This is a genomic window from Victivallis sp., assembly GCF_048170485.1.
In the GTDB taxonomy this organism is placed as follows: Bacteria; Verrucomicrobiota; Lentisphaeria; order Victivallales; family Victivallaceae; genus Victivallis.
In genome coordinates this window covers 1-20802 of record NZ_DBEXAY010000224.1, presented here as the reverse complement: position 1 = coordinate 20802, position 20802 = coordinate 1, and the positions used below count along the sequence as shown (strand labels likewise).

General features: G+C 63.3%; 14 protein-coding genes. 3 read left to right on the top strand and 11 right to left on the bottom strand.

What is annotated here, in order from left to right:
- Positions 1-80 precede the first annotated feature (80 nt).
- The 7 genes from hrpA to ACMLHG_RS11595 form a co-directional block, all read right to left on the bottom strand.
- Positions 81-3785, bottom strand: a complete 3705-nt coding sequence (gene hrpA, locus ACMLHG_RS11625; protein ID WP_417170607.1) for an ATP-dependent RNA helicase HrpA — start codon at positions 3783-3785, stop codon at positions 81-83.
- A gap of 19 nt (positions 3786-3804) precedes the next feature.
- On the bottom strand, positions 3805-5016 hold the full coding sequence (locus ACMLHG_RS11620; RefSeq protein WP_417170606.1) for an MFS transporter: 1212 nt from the start codon (positions 5014-5016) through the stop codon (positions 3805-3807).
- Between the two features lie 30 nt (positions 5017-5046).
- The gene (gene hisB, locus ACMLHG_RS11615) at positions 5047-5640 is read right to left on the bottom strand and encodes an imidazoleglycerol-phosphate dehydratase HisB (protein WP_417170605.1); all 594 of its coding nucleotides are present in this window, start codon (positions 5638-5640) and stop codon (positions 5047-5049) included.
- 67 nt (positions 5641-5707) lie between these two features.
- Entirely contained in the window at positions 5708-6559 is an 852-nt protein-coding gene (locus ACMLHG_RS11610; RefSeq protein ID WP_417170604.1) for a hypothetical protein, read from the bottom strand.
- Positions 6543-7355 carry a 3'-5' exonuclease gene (locus ACMLHG_RS11605; protein WP_295811842.1) on the bottom strand — a complete coding sequence of 271 codons (813 nt, stop codon included), beginning with the start codon at positions 7353-7355 and terminating at the stop codon, positions 6543-6545. The genes ACMLHG_RS11610 and ACMLHG_RS11605 overlap by 17 nt, the downstream gene beginning before the upstream one ends.
- A 154-nt stretch (positions 7356-7509) precedes the next feature.
- Positions 7510-8538 carry an N-acetyl-gamma-glutamyl-phosphate reductase gene (gene argC / locus ACMLHG_RS11600; protein ID WP_417170603.1) on the bottom strand — a complete coding sequence of 343 codons (1029 nt, stop codon included), beginning with the start codon at positions 8536-8538 and terminating at the stop codon, positions 7510-7512.
- A 75-nt stretch (positions 8539-8613) separates the two neighbouring features.
- The gene (locus ACMLHG_RS11595; RefSeq protein ID WP_417170602.1) at positions 8614-10695 is read right to left on the bottom strand and encodes a DUF349 domain-containing protein; all 2082 of its coding nucleotides are present in this window, start codon (positions 10693-10695) and stop codon (positions 8614-8616) included.
- A 372-nt stretch (positions 10696-11067) separates the two neighbouring features.
- Here ACMLHG_RS11595 and ACMLHG_RS11590 point away from each other — a divergent pair, with 372 nt between their 5' ends.
- From ACMLHG_RS11590 to ACMLHG_RS11580, 3 genes are all read left to right on the top strand, one after another.
- The gene (locus tag ACMLHG_RS11590; RefSeq protein WP_417170601.1) at positions 11068-13092 is read left to right on the top strand and encodes an alpha-L-fucosidase; all 2025 of its coding nucleotides are present in this window, start codon (positions 11068-11070) and stop codon (positions 13090-13092) included.
- Positions 13093-13107: 15 nt separating this feature from the next.
- On the top strand, positions 13108-14304 hold the full coding sequence (locus ACMLHG_RS11585; RefSeq protein WP_294432940.1) for a hypothetical protein: 1197 nt from the start codon (positions 13108-13110) through the stop codon (positions 14302-14304).
- A gap of 81 nt (positions 14305-14385) precedes the next feature.
- The gene (locus ACMLHG_RS11580; RefSeq protein WP_417170600.1) at positions 14386-15345 is read left to right on the top strand and encodes an aldose 1-epimerase family protein; all 960 of its coding nucleotides are present in this window, start codon (positions 14386-14388) and stop codon (positions 15343-15345) included.
- Here ACMLHG_RS11580 and ACMLHG_RS11575 read toward each other — a convergent pair.
- From ACMLHG_RS11575 to ACMLHG_RS11560, 4 genes are all read right to left on the bottom strand, one after another.
- The gene (locus ACMLHG_RS11575) at positions 15332-16558 is read right to left on the bottom strand and encodes an FAD-dependent oxidoreductase (RefSeq protein ID WP_295811854.1); all 1227 of its coding nucleotides are present in this window, start codon (positions 16556-16558) and stop codon (positions 15332-15334) included. The genes ACMLHG_RS11580 and ACMLHG_RS11575 overlap by 14 nt on opposite strands.
- A 93-nt stretch (positions 16559-16651) precedes the next feature.
- Positions 16652-17431, bottom strand: a complete 780-nt coding sequence (locus ACMLHG_RS11570; RefSeq protein WP_417170599.1) for a prepilin-type N-terminal cleavage/methylation domain-containing protein — start codon at positions 17429-17431, stop codon at positions 16652-16654.
- A gap of 80 nt (positions 17432-17511) precedes the next feature.
- On the bottom strand, positions 17512-18495 hold the full coding sequence (locus ACMLHG_RS11565; protein ID WP_417170598.1) for a hypothetical protein: 984 nt from the start codon (positions 18493-18495) through the stop codon (positions 17512-17514).
- Positions 18492-20621, bottom strand: a complete 2130-nt coding sequence (locus ACMLHG_RS11560) for a hypothetical protein (protein ID WP_417170597.1) — start codon at positions 20619-20621, stop codon at positions 18492-18494. The genes ACMLHG_RS11565 and ACMLHG_RS11560 overlap by 4 nt, the downstream gene beginning before the upstream one ends.
- Positions 20622-20802: the final 181 nt, after the last annotated feature.

Here is a 20802-nt window from a genome sequence, read left to right as displayed (position 1 = left end):
CTTGAATGTAACTGTTTTCGATGGCGAAATGTTTAACGGAACAATATAGCCGACAATGTGGAGGAATCAAGCGGAATCCGTCAAAAGCGGAGTTGTTCCCAGGCGCTTTCCAGCTGCCGCAGCGGGGCGCGGCGCTTGAGCGGAACTTCCGGCGCGAAGGTTGCCAGACGACATTCCTCAAAGAGCAGCCAGAACTCGTACAGCTCCGGCGAATCCGTGATCTCCGGAACTTCGGTGGCGGCGAGGCGAAATCGTTCCGCATACTCCGCGATGGTTTCGAGTTTTGCTTCGTCGCGGGCGGGGGCGGCGGCGGCCCGTTCGCCGCGCAGTTTGAGTCCACGCAGGTAGCGGGTATAGTCGGTCAGCACCGCCGGACGTTTCAAAAAGTGCTCCCGGAACAGCCAGTCGAGGTGCCCAGCGTAATCTTCGGCGCTCTCGTCGGAACGGGCCGCTATTTTTCGTTGCAGTTCCCGGCAGAGCTCGTAGACCGGCAGCAGGCTTTCCAGCAGTTTCACCGCGCGGTCAACCGTTTCGCCGAGTTCTCCCCGGGCGTGTTCGGCGGCGATGCCGAAGCTGGTTGCGTCGCGCAGTTCCCAGGGATCTGTGTCGAAGGCCTCGAGCACGGCGCTGTCGAGCAGATCGTCGGCGTAGTCGCGGTACTTCATGAACCAGGTGAGTTCCGCCTGGCGCGAGAAGCGGATGGAGCGGCGGAGAAACTTCAGCTGTGCGCCGTTCTCCAGCCGGAAGAGCCGCAAAATTCCCCGCCGATGGTGGAGCTTCGCTTCGGACTCCTTCAAATAGAGCGCGCTCCCCACGCTTTCGCCTTCGTCGCAGAGGGCGGGGTAGGCCTTTTTCCCGTTGCCGTTCGGCAGTTCCACCTCGAAGGGGAGCGGTTTGAGGCCGGGGAAGGCGGTACAGCCGGTGCTGGCGAACGGCGCGGTTCCCGCCACCGCCCGGCTCAGACGCGAACCGCTCCGCAGTACCGCGGGCACCTCCCGGTGAATGTGAACCACACGCCCGTCGCGGTTGAGCTCCGCCAGTTTCATCACCAGATGTTCCGGCAGCCGGAGGTTGTCGAAATCGGCCGGGGCGACCGGCACGTCGAACTGTTCCCGCAACGACTCCGCCAGCAGCACCGCGAGCGGCTGTTCGGCGAAGAGTCTGCCCGCTTTGAGTTCACCGGTGAACCAGGCGACCGCGTCATTGAGCGGTGCGAGCGCCTGCCGGACCGGTTTGGGCAGGGCGCGGAGCATCAGCTCGATCTTGTCGGGCAGGTAACCCGGCACCAGATAGTCGAGCGCATAACCGGGCAGGCAGTTGAGCAGATCGGAGGGGGCGAGCAGGGTGACGCCGTCCTCCTCCTCCCCCGGCGCGAACCGGTAGCGGAGGCGGAATTTCTGCCCGGAAAAGGTGAGCGTATCCGGGTAGTCGGCCGGATCGAGCGGCCGGAACTGCTCCTGCATCACCTCGTCCCGGGCGATGGAGTAGTCCTGATGATCGGTCTTGATCAGCTCCTTGAGCGCCTTGACCGAGTGGATTCCCTGCGGAAGCAGGAGTTTGTAGTGCTCGACCACCGCTTCGCGGTCGAGGATGCCGCCGGGGCGGCGCGCCTTCTCTTCCAGCCGGAGCAGATCGTCGATCACGGCTCGGCTGCGGACGGTCCAGCTGCCGGGAATGACCGGTTCTCCGTTCGCCAGCGCATCGCGGATGAAGATCTCCCGCGCTTCAACTGGATGGCTCGCCGCATAGTGAATCCGCCGCCCCGCGTGGATCAGAAGCCCCCCGAAGGTCAGCCGTTCGCGGGCGTAGACGAACCCGGATTGCGCGTCGTAATAGGGTTGGTCGCAGATTTTGGAACAGAGGTGCGGCGCCGCCGCTTCGAGATAGGCCGGCTTGATCACCGCATTCTGCCGGGCGAAAAGGCGGCTGGTCTCCACCAGCGCGAAACACATGATCCAGTCGGGCACCGGTTTTTTGCGGAAGAGGCCGGAACCGGGAAAGAGCTGGAACTTCCTCCCCCCGGTGCCGAGGTAGCGCTGTTCTTCCGGCAGGTACTTTGCAATGTGGCGCGGAATCCCCGCCAGCAGTGACTGGTGGATGAGATCGTAAGGGGGATTTTCCGGAAGTTCCGCCGGAACGCCGCAGCGCCACCCCTGATCGGCGGCGGCTTCGGCGAGGTCGGCGGCGAGGTTTTTCCACTCCCGCATCCGGATGAAGTTCAGAAAGTTCTCCCGGCAGAAGCGCCGGAGTTTGCTGCTTCCGGCTCCGTCGCGACACATCGCGTTCCACAAATTGAGGATCGAGAAGAAGTCGGACTCCGGGTGGCGGAACCGGCGGTGTGCTTCGTCCGCCGCCTGCTGTTTCTCCAGCGGCCGCTCCATCGGATCCTGAATCGAGAGGTAGGAGGCGATGACGATCACTTCGGCGAGCACCCGGCGGCGGGCGGCTTCCGCAAGCATTTTGCCGATATGCGGGTCGATCGGCAGGGCGGCGAGTTTTCTCCCCTCGCGGGTGAGCCGCCCCTCCAGATCGATGGCGCGGAGATCCTCCAGCGTGCGCATTCCTTCGCGGACCGCCGCCGCAGGTGGCGGATTGATGAAGGGAAAACGGGTGATTCGCGGCAGTTCGAGCGCCGCCATCCGCAGGATCACTCCGGCCAGACCGGTCCGCTTGATTTCCGGGTCGGTGTAGGGCGTCGAGCGGGCGAGATCGTCTTCACTGTAGAGGTGCACGCAGACGCCGTAGGCAACTCGTCCGCAACGGCCGCGCCGCTGGCGCGCACTCGCCTGGCTGATGGTCTCCACCTGAAGCTCTTCAATCTGGGTGCGCGGGTTGAACCGCTTGATTCGCGCCAGCCCCGAATCGATTACGAAGCGGATGCGCGGAATCGTCACGCTGGTTTCCGCCACGTTGGTCGACAGGATGATCCGGCGCTGTCGGCCGGGGTGGAACACCCGCTGCTGTTCGGCGGCGGAGAGCCGTCCGAAGAGCGGCAGTACTTCGGTATGCGGCAGTTTCCGGCCGTTGAGCAGATCGGTCGCGTCGCGGATCTCCCGCTCGCCGGGCAGAAAGACCAGAATGTCGCCGCGCGGATCGAGCTCCGTGACGAACTCCACCCCGCGGGCGACGGAGTCGGAAAGTTCCTCATCCGCCTCCGGCACCAGAAAACAATCCTCCACCGGATAGGTCCGCCCCTCGATCGAAACCACCGGCGCATTGCCGAAAAAGCGGGAAAATTCCTCCGTGTCGAGCGTCGCCGACGAAATCGCCACCTTGAGATCGGGCCGGAGCGGCAGCAGATTCTTGATGTAGCCGAGCAGAAAGTCGATGTTGAGGCTCCGTTCGTGCGCCTCGTCGATGATGAGCGCGCTGTACTGGCGGAGTTTGCGGTCCTCGTGCGTTTCCGCGAGCAAAATGCCGTCGGTCATGAATTTGAGAACGGTGCCGCGGCTGGTCCGGTCGTCGAACCGCACCTGATAGCCGACGGCGGTTCCCGGTTCACAGCCCAGCTCCTGAGCGGCGCGGCGCGCCATGGCCGAGGCGGCGATCCGGCGCGGCTGGGTACAGCCGACCCGGCCGAAACGCCCCCAGCCCAGTTCGAGGGCGACTTTGGGCAGCTGCGTGGTCTTGCCGCTGCCGGTGTCGCCGCCGACGATGATGAGCGGATGCTCCTGCCAGAGTTGTTTGATCTCATCCAGGTGCCGGGTGATCGGCAGCTCCTCCGGATAGGCGATGCGGAGCTGTTCACAACTCGCCGCGTATTCGGGATTTTCCGGACGGATCATACGCACGTTTTCTCCGCCGTCACCGGCGTTCCCGGCGCGGCAGCAGCCATTCGATGGCGAGCAGTGCGCCGAGCAGGACGAAACAGCCGGGCACCAGGAAGAAGCTGGCACGCAGTCCGAAGTGATCGCCTGCCACCCCCATCAGCCAGGCGAAGAGGCCGCAACCGGGGACTCCGGCGCAGGAGAGCAGGATGTAGATCATCGTCGAATCTCCGGGAATCCGGTCCACGCAGTAGCTCTGAATGCTCGGCCAGAACGGGCCGGTGGCGATGCCGATGAAGAAGAGCAACACGAAGAGAATCCAGATCGAATGGAGCAACGGCGGGAAGAGCGCAAGAAGCGTTCCAGCCCCCGCCATCCAGAGAATCAGATCCCGGAGGCGCTGCTGACTGACGAGGAATCCGGAGACCATTCTCCCGACGATCATGCCGCCGGCAAACACCGCGGTCCCCAGTCCTCCCAGCCACGGCGAACCCGCGTAGTCGATTCGGATGAAGCTCGAGACCCAGAAGGTAAGGCAGAACTCCCCGCCGCCAGCCAGGACCATCGCCGCGAAAAAGAGCCAGAAGCGGGGTTGTTTCATCAGGGTGGTCGCGTGGCCCCACACCGTGGTCCAATGGAGTTTTTCCGGCTTGTCGGGGTGACGCGCCCCGCGGCTGGGCAGCAGGAAGAGCAGGGCGGGCACCAAGGCGAGAACTCCTGCCAGCAGCAGAATGAGCCGCCACGAAACGCCCCAGGAGAGCAGCAGGCCGGCGGCGAGCACCGTCACCACCACGCCGATCGACCAGAAGGAGTGGGCGAAATTGATGTAGCGCCCCGGCTCCTCATGTTCGTGAAGATCCTGCACGACCGGCGTGGCGAGTCCCTCGATCACCCCTTCGCCCAGACCGGCGATTGCGACGGCGAGAAAGAGCAGCCCGTAGACGGGAGCGGCGGAGGCGAGCATGATTCCAGTGGCCATGATGAGGATCGAAACCCCCAGGGTGGGAACTTTGCCCCAGCGTCCGGCCGCGAAGCCGCAGAAGAGCATGGCGAAGACCATCGGAATGCTGCGCCCGAGCTGGAGCGCGCCGCCCGCTCCCATTCCGCCGTCGGTCAGCGGGAAGTTGAGCGAACGCGCCAGTTCGATCAGCACGACCGGCACCACCACCGAGCAGCAGGCGTACCCGGTGAAACAACTGAAGGCGGCATAGTCATACCGCCCGAACTTCATTTTCCGGTTTTGAGACATGATGAGAACCTCGATGACGGTCAGGACAGGTCAGAGTGTTCCCTTGGTGGAGAGCACGCCGGTGACCCGGGGGTCGAAACCGACCGCCTGGTCGAGCGCTTTGGCGAATCCCTTGAAGATCGCTTCGAACACGTGATGCACCTCTTCGCCGGCGAGCAGCCGGACATGCAGGTTCATCCCCGCCTTCACCGAGAGCGCCTGGAAGAACTCGTGGAAGAGCCGCACATCGAGATCCTTGATCATCGGCGCCGGACTTTTGACGTCGAACACCAGCAGCGGACGGCCGGAGAGATCCAGCGCGATCAGCGCCAGCGCTTCATCCATCGGCAGGATGAAACTCCCGTAGCGACGGATGCCCGCCTTGTCGCCGAGCGCTCTGGACAGCGCTTCGCCGAGCGTGAGGCCGAGATCCTCCATCGTGTGATGGTAATCGACTTCGAGGTCGCCCGTCGCCTTGATCTCAAGGTCGAAGAAGCCGTGTTTGGCGAAGAGCGTGAGCATGTGATCCATAAAGGGGATGCCGGTGTCGACGGCGGCGACTCCGGTGCCGTCCAGCGTGAGCTTGACCGAAATATCGGTTTCGCGGGTGGTCCGGCGGATTTCCGCGAAGCGTTCCGTACTCATAGAAAGAATCTCCAATTTTGTCATTTTGTATTCTTTATACTGTAGTACCGCCGGAACGATTTTGCAATCAACAGCCCGGATTTTTTCCGGATTCCTCCGCCCCGTCGCTTTCCGGTTCCTCGTCGGCCGGGCAGTAGGGGTAGGGCAGGTAGTCGAGCGTCTCGTCGCCGGTGGTGCCGCTGAGCGCCTGCGCAATGGTCAGCACATAGCGGAAACTGTCGCTGTTCACCGCGCAGGAGAAGAGGGTCATCGATGCGTAGCGCAGCAACATGCGCGGATCCCAGAACTCGCACAATCCGATTCCCGGCGCGGGGCAGAGCTGCCAGTCGTGCGCCGGAACCAGCAGCCGCCCTTCGCCGTCGTAGAGCGCGAAATCCCCCATCACCCGGACCATCCGGAAAGGGGCGGGGGTGATGGCTCCCGCGATGGCGGCGAGCAGTGCGGCCGAGCCGGTATGATTTTCCAAAATCGGGCCGATGCAGTAATTTTCGGGGCGAAGCGTGGTTTCCGGCTGGGCGGTGAAGCCGCTTTTGCGCATGAAATAGGCGAGCTCTTCCAGCGTGTGGAGCGGACAGCGTGCGGCCTCCTGCCGGAAGTCGCTCCACAGCGACTCCAGTTCCGGCCGGGAATCGTTGTCGTACCACTGCAGGTGGACGTCGATCAGCCCGTCGATGAGGTCGACACGTGGCGCCTGAAGTTTGCGGATGAACTCCCGCCGCCGCCGCCGGAGCGTGATCGCCGCCTGCAGCTGGTGGCTGCGCCGCCGGAGAAGCGGATGACTGGACTCCTGAAGTTCCGCCAGGGCTTCTCCCAACTCCGCCTCCCGGTTGAGCAGTTCCGCCATCGCGTTCACGGCGACGGATTCATCCTCGTCGTCGAGCAGCGAAAGCAGGCTGTTGATCTCAGGATTCCGCGCCATTGCCGCCGGCCGTCGTCTTCCGGGTCGGGAATTTGCCCATCAGGGCGTCGTTGGCGATGGTGCGCACCTCGTCGGAGAAGTCGGAGCGGACGATCCAGCGCAGAAATCCCGGATCGTTCTCCGCCAGATCGCGCAGGGTCCGCCCGGCGTTTTTGCCGAAGTTGACCACCACCTCGTTGTCCACCCACTTGAAGCGGCGGGTGCGGTCGACGGTGTCCGGGCCGGTGAGGTCGCTGAATTCGGCGAGTCCGGCCATGTCGCGCGGCAGTTCGGGGTGGCGCTCCAGCTGGCCGAGCAGCACCTCGAAGGTGGCGGCGGTGTCGGCGGCCGCGCCGTGAGCACCTTCCAGATCCTTGCCGCAAAAGAATTTGTACGCCGCGGTGAGGGTGCGCGGATAGAGCTTGCAGAAGATGTTGTATGCGTCGATCACCCGGCGCCCTTCCACCTTGAAGTCAAAGCCGGCCCGTTTGAATTCCGCTTCAAGCATGGGGATGTCGAAGCCGGTGATGTTATATCCGGCCAGGTCGCAGTCCTCCAGATAGCGGTAGAGTTTGTCGGCGATGAGGAGGAAGGTCGGGCAGTCGGCGACATCGGCGTTGGTGATGCCGTGAATCGCGGTGGCTCCGGCCGGGATCGGCATCTCCGGATTCAGACGGCGGACGGTGTTCTGGGTGTGCCCGTCCGGAAACACCTTGAGCACCGCCAGTTCGACAATCCGGTCGCGCTGCGGCACCACCCCGGTGCTTTCAATATCGAAAACGACCAGCGGCCGTTCCAGTTTCAGATCCTGCATCATGGAATCCTCTCCTTGCAGTGATGGGTTGCATTTGTTGGAATATACCACCGTTTTGAGTGCATTGCAACGCGGCCCGGCGAAAAAACGCCCCTTCTCCGGCGGGGAGAAGGGGCGGAACTTGCAGCTTCTTCGCTCCCGAAGGGGGCGTGCGTCGTCAGAGCAAACCGGCGGCCTCGTCGAGGCCGAAGCGGATGTTCATGCACTGAACCGCCTGCCCGGAAGCACCCTTGGTCAGGTTGTCGATGCAGCTGGTGACGATCACCTTGTTGGTGTGGGCGTCGAGGTTGTAGCCGATTTCGCAGGTGTTGGTCATGAAGACATACTTGGTATCGGCACAGCGCTTGGGCGGAAGCACCCGCACGAACTGTTCGTTGCCGTAGGCTTTTTCGTACACTTCGGTGATCTTCTCGAGCGTACAGCCGGGCGCGGCGTTCATGATGATCGTCGAGTTGATGCCGCGGTTCATCGGAGCGAGGTGCGGAATGAAGTTGATCGCCATTTCGGCAACTCCCGCCGCGAACGCCATCTCCTGCTCGATCTCCGGCAGGTGACGGTGCCCGACGACCCCGTAGGCCTTGAGGCTCTCGTTGCACTCCGGGAAGATGTAGGGCAGGTCGACCTTGCGGCCGGCTCCGGTCACGCCGGAGCAGCTCGATACGACGATCCCCTCGGTGGAGACCAGCCCCGCCGCCAGCAGCGGCGCGGTCGGCAGGATCGAACTGGTCGGATAGCACCCGGCGCAGGCGACCAGATCGGCGGTGCGGAGCTGTTCGCGGTAGCGTTCCGGCAGGCCGTAGACCGCCTTGGCCAGCAGTTCCGGAGCCGGATGGTCAACCTTGTAATACTCCTTGTACATGGCCGCGCTCTTGAGCCGGAAGTCGGCGGAGATGTCGAACACCTTCACCCCGGCGTTGAGCAGCGGAATCGCGTATTCGGTCGCCAGCCCGTGGGGCAGGGCGAGGATCGCCGCGTCGCACTTCTTCGCCAGTTCCGCGGCGTCGGGCGCGACGAAGTGAAGCGGCGCTCCGGTGAAGCGCGGGAAGACCGCGGAGACCGGCTCCCCGGCGTTCTTGCGCGAGGTGATCGCGACGATTTCGACACCCGGGTGGCGCAGCAGAATGCGCAGAAGTTCCTCTCCGGCATACCCGGAGGCGCCCAGAACGGCGACTTTGACTTTTTTCATTTTCTGCAATCCTTTTTTGTGGAGAATGTTGTTCCTCGATTGCCGCCGGGAGAAGCCCCGGCGGAGATTTTCAGTTCAGCTGCGCAGTTTCGCGCAGGCGGCGTCGAAGCGGCGGAAGCTCTCTTCGAGCGCCTCCGGAGCCAGCAGTCCGGCGTTGAGATACTCGTTCTGGAGCTGGCCGGGATCGGCCGGTTTCGCTTCGGCTGCGGCGCTGGAGCGGGCGAAGTTCCCGGCGATGGCCGCTTCGAGTTCCGCCGCGAGCGAGAGCGGCTCGGCTGCTTCTCCGGCGGGAGTGATTCCGGCGAGCTTCTCCAGCGCGGCGTTGATGCGGTTGTGCTCCTCCTGCGCGGCGGCTTCGAGGCGGGTGAGTTTCTTCAGCGCCTTCGCGTCTCCGCCCGCGGCCGCCCGGATCAGCTCCGCCGCGGTGTGGAGGCGGTGGAAGCGGTCGAGGTGGTCGATTTCGAGCAGGGCGGTATCGACGGATTCGCCCGCCTTGAGCTTCTGCCACGCTTCGGCCAGCGGCCGGGCGACGCTCTTGACCAGCGAAAGTTTGTCGCAGAGCACCCGGCTGCGGGCGGCGCCGAGGGCGGTTTCGAATTTCGCCAGCGCCTTCTTTTCCGCGTCGAAGGTGTTGCGGCAGGCCAGTTCGCGCAGTTCGGCGCGGATCTCCCGCACCCGCTTGTCGGCGGCGGCCGGTTCGGCGCTGCCGTCGGCGAGCGCTTCGATTTCGGCGATCAGCTCGCGGGAGCGTTTCTCCCGCTCGGCGAATGCTTCGCGCCGCCCCGAGAAGTACTGGTCGAGCGCGGCGTTGAACTGTGCGAGAAGTTCATGCTCCGCCCGGCCGGCCGAACCGGCGGCGTGGTAGTCGCTGCGGAGCTGACGGGCGCGGCGCGCGGCGGCCTCGCCGGGCTGATCCTTGAGCGCCTGCGCTTCGGCGATCAGCGCGCGTTTGGCTTCGGCCGCGGCGTCAAATTTCTTGTTGCGCTCGTCGAAGTAGGCACTGCGTGCGGAGAAAAATTTGTCCGCCGGAGCCCGGAATGCGGCATAGAGGTTCTTTTCCGCACTGCCGGCGCCGGGGAGGCGTTTCCACTCCGCCTGAAGCGCCTTGAAGGCTTCGGCGGTGGCGTTCCATTCGGTGGAGTCGGCCAGTGCGACGGCCCGTTCGACCAGCGCCTGTTTGGCGGCGGCGGCCTGCCGCTGTTCCTGGCGGAGCCGGGCGTAGTATTCATCCACCCGGTGCTGCAGTTTGCGGGTGGTCTCCAGATAGCGGGCGTTGATCTCTTCGCTCTTCGACTTGGGCACGCCGCCGAGCCCCTTCCATTTGTCGCGCAGTTCGTGGAGCGTGCGCGCGGCCTTCGGCAGTTCCGCGTCGGGCAGGGCGAGGAGCCGGTCCAGTTCGGCGCAGAGGTCGAGCTTGAGCGTGTAGCTCTCCCAGCGGGCGAGATCGAGCGTCTCGTAGTGCTGGGCAAGTTTCGTCCCCGCGGCGCGGTGGGCGGCGTTGTACTTGTCGGCGGCCGCCTTGGGTACGCTGCCGAGTGCGGCGTATTCCGCTTCGATGGCGGTCTTGCGCTCCTGAAGGCGCGCCATATCTTCGCCGGCGGTGAGTTCCGCGAGTTCGGCGGCGAGCTTCTCCGCCTGTTCTCCGCGGAGGCGGTCCGCTTCGGCTTCGGCGAGAATGCGGGCTTTCAGCGGTTCGAAGCGGGCGGCGAAACCGGCGGCGTCCGCCGCTTCCGGATCGACCGACTTGAGGCATTCGTTCCACTTCTTTTCCAGCTTTTCCACTTCGCCGAGGGTGACCAGTTCGGCACCGGCGATGAGGGTGTCGAGTTCCGCCGAAAGGCGGGCGCACTCTTCGAGTTTCGCGGCCCGCTGTGCGAGGCGTTCGGCATTTTCCGCGGCGGCGCGTTCCGCCTCCTTCACCGCGGCGGCGAACCGTTTTTCGAGAATCTCAGCATATTCGGGCGGGAGCGGCGGAAGCGCTTCGAATTCCGCCGTGATCCGGGCGATTTCCGCGGGGTAGTCCTCGACGGTTCTGGCCGGAAGCTGTTCGAGTTCTTCGCAGACGGCTTCGCGCCGGTGGAGCTGTTCCCGGAGGGTGTCGGAGATGCCGCCGACGGCGGGCCGACCGGTCTGGTGAATTTCGTTCTGTTCGCTCATGAATTCCTCATTCCCGAATTTTGCACAGCGCGGCTCCCGGATTCCGGAACCGCGCCGGAGGCTTGTAAAAAGTTGCCGATTCCGTGTCAAATAAGACGGAACGTGTTAAGTATAGCGCATTTTCCGTTTTTTTCCACTGCCGGTATCGCTCCGGAACCGTTTTTTCTGCAAAAAAAAGAGATCGGAAGGGGTGGAGGGGCACTGTTCATCCCTGGTCGGCCCCGGAGAAGGCCGAATCGGAAAAATATGCATTCAGGAGTGTTTCGTGCTATCAATGATTGATCCCTCCTATACCCATTTGCCGTCATTCAGATTATATTACAGCAATAATATAGCAACCATCCGCCCCCCGGTGCAACTTGTGAGGAAAAAATGGACTGGATAAAAAAATGCTACTCCCGCCTGCTGATCGACAACCATATCACCGACCTTCAGCCGAAGTTCATGTCGAAGTTCGACCCGGAACAGTATGTGGCGATGGTGCGCCGTTCCGGGGTGAAGTCCGCGATGGTCTACTCCTGCGACCATAACGGCAACTGCTACTACCCGACCCGCGTCGGACACATGCACGCGAATCTGCACGGGCGGGACATCTTCGGCGAAACCGTCCGGCTGCTCCGCGAGGCGGGAATCGTCCCGATCGCCTACTACACGACGATCTTTCACAACAACGCGGCGAAGTCCCATCCGGAATGGCGGGCCCGCGACATCAACGGCGTCGATCACCACGGCCGGTATCACTACTGCTGCCCGAATCAGCCGGGATTTCTCGCCTTCACGATGGAGCAGCTCGCCGAAGTCGCCGCCTATCCGGTCGACGGCTTCTTCGTCGACATGACCTTCTGGCCGCTGGTCTGCCAGTGCCCCGCCTGCGTGGAGAAGTTTGGCGGACCGGCGCCGGAAACGATCGACTGGAACAATCCGGAATGGGTCAGATTTCAGCGATTCCGCGAGCGCACGATGGCGGAGTTCGGGCAGCGGCTCACCGATCACTTGAAATCGCTCCGGCCGGAGTGCAGTGTGGTGCACCAGTTCTCCCCGGTGCTCCACGGCTGGTACCTCGGGCAGAGCTCCGGAATCGCCGCCGCCTCCGACTACGGCTCCGGCGACTTCTACGGCGGACGGGCACAGCACCGGCTCGGCGCGAAACTGCTCGACGCCTACACGGCGCATCCGCCTTTCGAATTCATGACGTCGCGCTGCGTCAATCTGAACGACCACACCTCGACCCGCTCCGAGGAGGAGCTCTTTCTGCACGCCGCGACCACGCTGGCCAATGGCGGCGCCTACTTCTTCATCGACGCGATCAATCCGGACGGCACGCTGGAGGCGCGCACCTACGAGCGGCTCGGCAACGTGACCCGGCGCCTCGAACCCTTCACGCGCTGTATCGAGACGCTTCGCCCCCGGCTGGAGGCGCGGTGCGGACTCTATTTCTCGATGAACTCCTGCGTGAATTCCGCGCTCGACGGCGTTCCGCTCAAAGAGCTCGCCGAAGGCAGTTCCAACATGGGGATCCGCTGCAATCCGCTGGCCGACGAGGTTTCCGCCACCGGGGAACTGCTCACCCGGATGAAGATTCCCTACCGGATTCTGACCGACCGGACGGAGGATTGGAGCGGCCTCGACACCGTCATCGTCAACAACGCGCGCTACCTCTCGCCGGAGGAGTGCGCCCGGATGCGGGAGTTCGTCCGCCGCGGCGGAACCTTGATCGCCACCGGCATGACCTCGCTGCAGGAGCCGGAGGGGAAATGTTCCGGGAATTTCCTGCTGGCCGATCTTTTCGGCGTCGATTTCACCGGGGAGTTCACCGACACCGTGAGCTACCTCAAGACGCCGGAGGAGGGGTTGACCGCCTGCCTCAACGACCGCTGTCCGCTGGTCCGGGTTCGCGACGCCGAACTGCTCGGCACGGTGACCGTGCCGGACTACCCGGCGAACGATCCGGAGCTGTATGCGTCAATTCACTCCAATCCGCCCGGAATCGACACCGACTATGCCGGCCTGACGCTTCACCGCTACGGGGACGGGCAGTGTGTCTATCTGTACAGCACGCTGTTGCGCCACCGGAACGCTTCGCAGCGCGCGGTCGGCGAGCGGCTCTTCCGCCGTTTCGTTTCCGGCGCGCTCCGGAGCAATCTGCCGCCCTCGACCGAAGTGACGATGCTGCGGTCGGAGAACGGCAGTCTGGTGGTCGCGCTGGTCAACGATCAGGAGGAGCCGCCCAGCGTGCCGCTGTTTCACGTGGAGATCGAAATTCCCTGCGCGCCGGTGAAATCGGTGCGCCGCGTCTCCGACGGCCGGCAGGTTCCGGTCACGATGCGCGATGGAAAACTGCTGTTGACGCTGGAGCGTCTCGACGAGGTCGAGATGTTCGAAATCATCCACCAATAAAGGAGAAGATGAACCATGTCGAAAATCCAGAACGCCTTTGACGCCGGGGAGGGAATCCTCCGGCTCGCCCCGAACTGGGTCTCCCGCTCCTTCTGCATCCCCGGGCGGCGGATCAAGCTCCATCCGGACGACTACTACGCGCTCGGCAGTGCCCGCGGCGGCATCGATGAGCGCTGGTTCGCCTCGACCACCAAAGCGGAAAACGGTCCGCTCACCACCGAACACGAAGGCATGAGCATGGTCGTCGCCGACGGCGGTGAATTTCTGCTCGCCGACGCGGTGCAGGAGCTCAAGGGGCAGCTGATCGGCGACCGGTTGTGGAACGAATACCACGGCTGGCCGATGTTCTCCAAGTTCTTCGACAATCTCGGGCCGCTGCCGCACCACGTCCACCACATGGACCGCCACGCGGCGCTGGTCGGTCAGCGCGGCAAGCCGGAGGCCTACTACTTCCCGCCGCAGCTCAACAACCACGGCGGACACTTCCCCTACACCTTCTTCGGCTTCGAACCGGGCACCACCCGCGAAGAGGTGCGCCGCTGCCTGGAAAACTTCACCCGCGGCGACAACAAGATCACCAACATCTCCCGGGCGTACCGGCTCGAACCCGGCACCGGCTGGGATGTCCCGCCGGGGGTGCTCCACGCGCCGGGCAGCTTCTGTACCTATGAGCCGCAGGTGGCCAGCGACGTCTATGCGATGTATCAGAGCCTGGTCGATGACCTGATCGTGCCGGAAGAACTGCTCTGGAAGAACTGTCCGGCCGATCACATCGGCGACTTCGACTATCTGGTCGACGTGATCGACTGGGAGCTCAACGTCGATCCGGAGTTCCGCAAACACCGCTTCATGAGTCCGCGCCCGGTGCGCCCGGAAGCGGAGATGCTCGACGCCGGATACCGCGAAGTGTGGGTCTGCTACAAATCGAAGGGATTCAGCGCCAAGGAGCTGACGATTCTGCCGGGCCGTTCTGCCGTAATCCGCGACAACGCCGCCTACGGCATGATTATGATGCAGGGGCACGGCACGATGGGCGTCTGGAACGTGGAGACCCCCGCGCTGATCCGTTACGGCGAAAAGACCTGCGACGAGTTCTTCGTCTCCGAAGAGGCGGCGCGCCGGGGCGTCCGGATCGTCAACGAGTCGAAGTGTGAACCGCTGGTCATGCTCAAACACTTCGGGCCGGGAAATCCCGATCTCGTGCTCGACTGAGTTTGCAATTCCGCCGCCGCGGCGTTACGTTACTCCGCGGCGGCATTTTGTTGTCGACTTCAAGCAGGAAAGGATGTTCTCATGGCGGATTTCACCTCGTTTCTGGCGGATATGGATCAGGTTGCCTACGTGCGCAGTGCGGAGCTCACCGAAGGGGATGGCCGGGGATGCCGGATCATCGACGTCTTCAACGGCAGCGGCCTCGCCTTCACCGTCGCGCCCGACCGCGGCATGAACATCGTGGAGTGCTCCTACCGGGGGATTCCGGTGGCGTTTCGCTCCCCCTCCGGCCACGTTGCACCGGGGAAGTTCGGCCCGGAGGAGTGGCTGCGGAACTGGGAGGGCGGACTTCTGACCAGCTGTGGACTCCGCCATGCCGGGCCGCCGGAGGAGGGGGAGACGTTGCACGGCAGGATTTCCAACGCTTCCGCCTCTCAGGTGGGCAGTTGCGGCGCCTGGCGCGACGGGGTGTACGAGCTCACCGTCTCCGGAGTTCTCCGCGAGGCGTCGATGTTCGGGGAGAATCTGCGCCTTGCGCGCACCATCCGGACCGCTTACGGGGAGAATTCGATCACCGTTTCCGACGAGGTGACCAACTGCTCCGGAGCTCCGGACTTCCTGCTGATGCTCTACCACTGCAACTTCGGCTGGCCGCTGGTGTCGCCGTCGGTGCAGGTGGAGGCCGAAGAGCATGAAATCATCCCCCGCACGCCGGAGGCGGCCGCCGGGCTGGCGCGCTGGCGCGAGATGCCCGAACCGGAGGTGGGGGCGCCGGAACAGGTCTTTTTCCACTGCTTCCCCGGTGCGGTCTCTCTGGTGAACCGGGAGATTGGAATCCGGGCCACGGTTGAACGCGAAGAGGGACTGCCGTATCTGGTCCAGTGGAAGTCGTTCGACCCGAGCCGCTACGTGATCGGTCTGGAACCGGCGAACAACCGGCTCGAGGGGCGCAGTGCCGCGCTGAAAAAAGGAATCGCCCGGCGGATTGAGCCGGGCGAGACCCTCCATTTTCAGATGAAGATTTCGTTCAGCGACTGCTGAGCGCGAGATCGCGGACGCTCCGGTTCTCGCGCACTGCGCGGGCGGCGGCGCGTCCGGCCGCTTCGCCGGTGGTCACGCAGTTGCCGGTGACGCGGTAGGCGGCGTGAGCGGCGAAACTGCCGGAAATGCAGCGCCCCGCCGTCAGGAGATTCTCCACTTTGAGCGGCACCAGCGAACGGAACGGAATGTCGAATCCGGGGTGGGTCCAGCAGGTCTGCTCCGGTTTCTCCGGCTCGTGGATGTCGACGCCGAAGGTGACACAGCAGATGCCGTCCGGCTGTTTCCGGCCGGTTTTGACGTCCTCGTCGGAGATGACGTACTCCCCGGTGATCCGCCGGGTTTCGCGCACGCCGATGACGGAGGGCAGTTCGAGCAGATAGACCTCTCCCAGAACCGGGCGGATGAGCTCCAGATACTTCATCGCCTTGCGCACCTGTTTCCGGCCTTCGAGAATGGCATTGGTCAACTGTTCTCCGTCACAACCGAGATGGTGTTTGACGTGGGTCCACTGGAGCAGCGCTTCGCCGCGCCGGGGCAGGCGGATGATCGCCGGATAGTTGTAGGGAATCTCCCGGAGCAGTTCCTTTTCGTCGCACCGCTTGACCAGCTCATTGTACCAGCCGATGATGTCGTCGCGCGGATAGTCGTCGCGCACGCCGCCGATCTTGAACATCATGGTCATCGGCTGGAAGACTCCGTCGCCGGCCCGGCCGATTTCGAACGGCGCTCCCGCGCGGGCGGCGATATCGCCGTCGCCGGTGCAGTCGATTATCACATCGGCGAGAACCGCCTGCGCACCGGATTTGTTTTCGACGATGACGCCGCGGAGGGTGTTGCCCTCCATGACCGGTTCGGTCGCCATGGTGCACAGCATGAGGTCGAGTTCATGCTCGATGGCGTATTCGTCGAGCAGCATCGCCATGGCGACGTGGTCGAAGGAGATGTCCCAGAGGCCGCCCCAGGCGCCGCGCTCCTGAAGTTTCTGCTTGAGTTCGAGGTTGAGATCCTGCTTGTTCCAGTTGTCGAAGTAGGGGCTGAGCAACCCGAGCGTCCACATGCCGCCGAGCATGGCGCCCTGTTCGATCAATGTGACGCGGGCTCCGGCGCGGGCGGCGGCGATGGCCGCCCCGAATCCGGCGGGACCGCCGCCGACGACCAGCACATCGGTTTTGTTCCGGACCGGTACGGAATTGGTTTTACGTGTGACATTCATAAGAAAACTCCTGTTTTCCATAACATAGTTCTCAGCCGCACTGCCGACAATGCAGAAAGCGGCTGTATCTTTATACAATCCTGCTGTTTGTGCTCAGCGGTTGGGGAGCCAGTGACGGGTGAAGTTGATTTTGTTGTCTTCGTTGCCGATGCCGAGCAACTGTACCTGGATGCCGCCGGAAGAGCCGGTACCGCCCCAGGGACAGGCCTCCACGTGGCCATCCACGAAGGAGTAGTTCAAGCGGCCGTTGTGGCGGGTGTAGAGGTCGATATGGCGCGGCGCGGTTTCCATGGTGGAGGTGACTTTGTTGTAGAAAACTCCGGCGGCGTAGTATTCTGAAATCAGCACTTTCAGGGAAGGATTCCGCACGCCGCCGGTGCGGTACACCTTCTTTTTGGTGGGGTTGTTCGTGCCCGCGACGATGCCGGCGGCGCCGCCGAGATAGGGGTTGTAGCCGGTCAGCGAGGGGAGGGGGGTGACGGTGCCGCCGGAGAAGGTGTAGGAGATCGTGCTGGCCGGGCATTGCAGGGTTGGAATCGTATAAGTGCCGTAAAAGTAGTCTACTTTGCCGTTTTCCGGATGTCGCGGCGCGTTGATTCCGAGATAGGAGAGGGTGTTGCCGACGAACAGGTATTTCCAGTAGGGGTCGTTGCTTTCTCCGTAGATGCCGTTGCTGACCGGCGGGAAGAAATCTCCGTTGTCGCCGGTGTAGCCGATGGCCGCGGCCGCGACCTGTTTGAGGCGGGCCTGACAGCTGGCGTTCTGCGCACGCGAGCGCGCCTTGTTCAGCGCCGGCAGCAGCAGACTGGCCAGAATCGCGATGATCGCGATCACGATGAGGAGTTCGATGAGGGTGAAAATCGTTTTTTTCATAAGAATGCTTCCTGTTGTGGTTGTGGAAGTTGAATGTTTGATCGACGAGCGCGGTACGATGGGAAAACGGCGGGTTTTGCTCATGGAACAGTTCCTCCTCCCTGCGGGAATTTTGGATTGGTCTGGGTTGAACTCTTTGCCGCGTCTTCTTGATCCGGTCCGGTGAGGGTGACTTCGGCGAAACAGGCCGGATTGTGACTGTCGTACAACAGCGGAAACGGAGAAATGTAACGGCGGTTGTCGACCAGAACCGCCATCAGATAGAGAATCTGCCCCGCTTCGGGCGCATTGCCCAGCTGGTAGTTCGGCAGGAGCCGGAAGGGAATTGCCGCTTCAAAGCAGAACCCCTCCGGCGTGCAGCAAATGGCGGAACGGATTCCGGTTTTCCCCCGCCATGCGGGATAGTCGCGGTAGCCGTACTGATTGTCCCGAACCATCAGAAAGAGCGGAGAGCGGTCCGGCGGAAAGAGCAGTTCCCAGTAGACGCCGAGCGTGAGAGAGGGGTTCAGAAAGAGCTCGGCGCAGGTCCCTTTCCACGGCTTTTCCGGAATTTCCGCCGGAATTTCCGCCTGGAACTCCCCGGCGGCGTAGAACGTTTCCCGGTCCCAGCCGAAGAACCAGCGGGCCGCTTTCCCCGCGACTGGCACGGGGTTGTCCCGTTCATACGTGGCGGACAATCGGACCGTCTTCTGCCATTCGCCGCCGATCTTTCCATCGATTTCCGGAGGTGTGGTCAGAAAGGGAATCCGGAGCCGCGGGCGTTCGCGGTGCGGCCAGGCGCGTCCCCGGCGCAGTTCGCCGCAGACTTGCCGGATCTCCCGGCGGGCCGCCTCCTTCTCTGCCGGCGAGACGTGAAAGGCGTCCTGAAAGATCATCCATTGCGCCCAGAGATCCTTGCGCGGACGGTAGCGGCTCATGAGAAAATCCGCCGGATCCCCCGGCTGGATCGCGGTGCGGCATTCGATCATGAAGGCGCGGAGCGACTCATCCGAATCCGGCTCCTCCGCCGCGACGGGCAGGAGGAGAAGCAGGAAACTCAGAGTTGTGATGGTATGAAATCTCATTCCACACTCCGGTAGAAGACACCGCTGCCCCAGGTGGCGGCGAAGAGCCGCTTGCGGTCCAGCACGATTCTGGTGCCGGTGGTGATTGGAACGCCGTCGATGGAGAGGACGGCGAAGTGTTTTCCGCCGTCGCGGGAGAGCAGAATCCGGTCCGGCAGCAGAATCGCGAACAGTCCCGGCGTCTCCGGGTCGAAGGCGATCGAGTGGATCGTGCCGGTGACGAGCCAGTTGTTCTCGAAGGTTTTCCCCCCGTCGCGCGATTCGAGCAGGATGCCGTTGCCGGCACAGAGGAAGCGCCCGGGAGTGAAGGGATCGGCGGCGACAACACTGCGCCAGGGAATTCCTTCATCCGGCTGCGTGCCGGAGGGCAGGTTCCGGACGAAGTGCCAGCTCTGTTTCTCCCGGTCCAGCCGGTAGAGCTGTTTCGACGCGCTGCTGAAGGCGACCGCGGACCCGTCGGGCGAAAGCTGGATCTGGCTGGTGCCACCGTTCTGGAATTCCGTCCGGTCGAAGGAGAAGCCGGGTTTGAAGCCTTTCCCCATCCACTCCCAGTGGTCGCCGGCGTCACTGGAGACATAGACGCCGCCTTTGCCGGGGGCGACCGGGCCGGAGACGCAGAGGTAGAACTTGTCTTCCCGTGGATCCGCAGCGATGGTGTAGGCCGCCATGTTGCCCGGTTTCAGCGCGGGGAGTCCGAGGTTCCGGGGCGTTTCCCAGCTGGAACTGCCGAACCGAAGCCGCCGGATCCGGATTTCGTTCTTGCCTCCGCAGATCATCGCAAGTCCCGGCGTTTTCCGCGAGAAAGCGATGGAGTTGATGCCGATGAAGGGTTGTTTCTTCCAGCTCTTTCCGCCGTCGTCACTGCGGAGCAGCCCCATGTCGGCGAGACCGTAGAAGAGCCGGTCGGGCGCGTGCGGGTCTGCCGCGACGAAGTAGGAGACGAGAGGACTGATCCCGCGGATGGCGGAGCGCCAGCTCTCGCCGCCGTCGAAACTCTCCCAGATCGAGAACCAGTCGGTCAGAAGCCAGTGGCGGCTGTCGCGCGGGTCGATGACCAGCGTCTGAGCCGAGGCGCCGAACGCCCATTTCGGGTCGAGATGGGATTCCTGCTCCGGCTGCCCCAGGGTGACGCTCCGGCGGGGAATTTTCTCCCATTTGGCTGTCTCGTGTTTCCGGCGGTAGAGGTCGCCGCGTGAATTGCCCACGACGAAGAAGTCCGGTCCGGCCGCCGCCAGGGTCCAGCGGGAGGAGCTGAGCCGGTGGTTGATCTCTCCGGCCGGAAGTCCTTCGCCATACTCCTGCCAGGTTTTGCCGCCGTCGTGGCTGAGTCTGATGAAACGCTCCTCAAAGGTGCCGAGCAGTTCGCCGGTTTTGAGCTGAACCATATCCATCGGACCGTCGTCTTGAAGCTGTTCCCAGGTGCGTCCGCCGTCGTCGCTGCGGAAGAGGCCGGAGCGGCGGCTCTTCTCTTTGCCGAAGATGGCGCCTTTCTCGTAGACCGAAGAGCCCCAGCGGGGAGCGGAGGCGTAGACCCGCCCCGGAACGGTACGGTCGTAGAGAACCGAAGAGAAGTAACAGCCGTCGAGACCGGCCGGCTGCCAGCTCTCTCCGTTGTCGATACTGCGGAAGACACCGGTGGAGTCGGAGGCGGCGATGAGTTCATCCGGCCGGTCCGGATTGCGTGCCAGCACGAAGCCGGTCCGCCGCCGGAGACCGTTGCCGTAGAAGCGCGCCTCCTGGGGCTGCCGGAATGTCTTTCCCCCGTCGCGCGAGACGCAGATGCCGCCCACCCGCCACCAGGTGGAGCCGGAGACGGTCACAAAGGAGTCCGGATTGCGCGGGTCGACCGACAGGCCGCGGATCTGGGCGAGACCGCGGCGGCGCTGCATCGCGTTGAAGTTGCCGTGAAGCGGAACCCAGTTTTTCCCGGCGTCGTCGCTGCGGTAGGGGCCGTCGACATCGGCGTAAGTGTACCAGACATTCGGTGAAGAGGCGGAGATTTCCACACTCTGAAGATTGCCGCCGCCCCAGATGGGAAACTGCTTCCACTCTTCCGCTGCGGAGAGTGCAGTCGCGGTCAAGGCCGCCGCGACAATGGATCTCAAAGGGGTTCGAATTGTGTTCATGATCTTGTTCATCCCGGTTCGTAAAATTACTTTTGTTGTTTTCGCAGTACTGGCTTTTCGTGTAAATAAGTATACCGGAAAATCTCCCGTTTGACAATGCAGAAAACCGCTGTATATTTATACTATCATGCTGAATTTTGATATTTTGGATAATATTGATCCTGCTTCGCCGATGGATTTT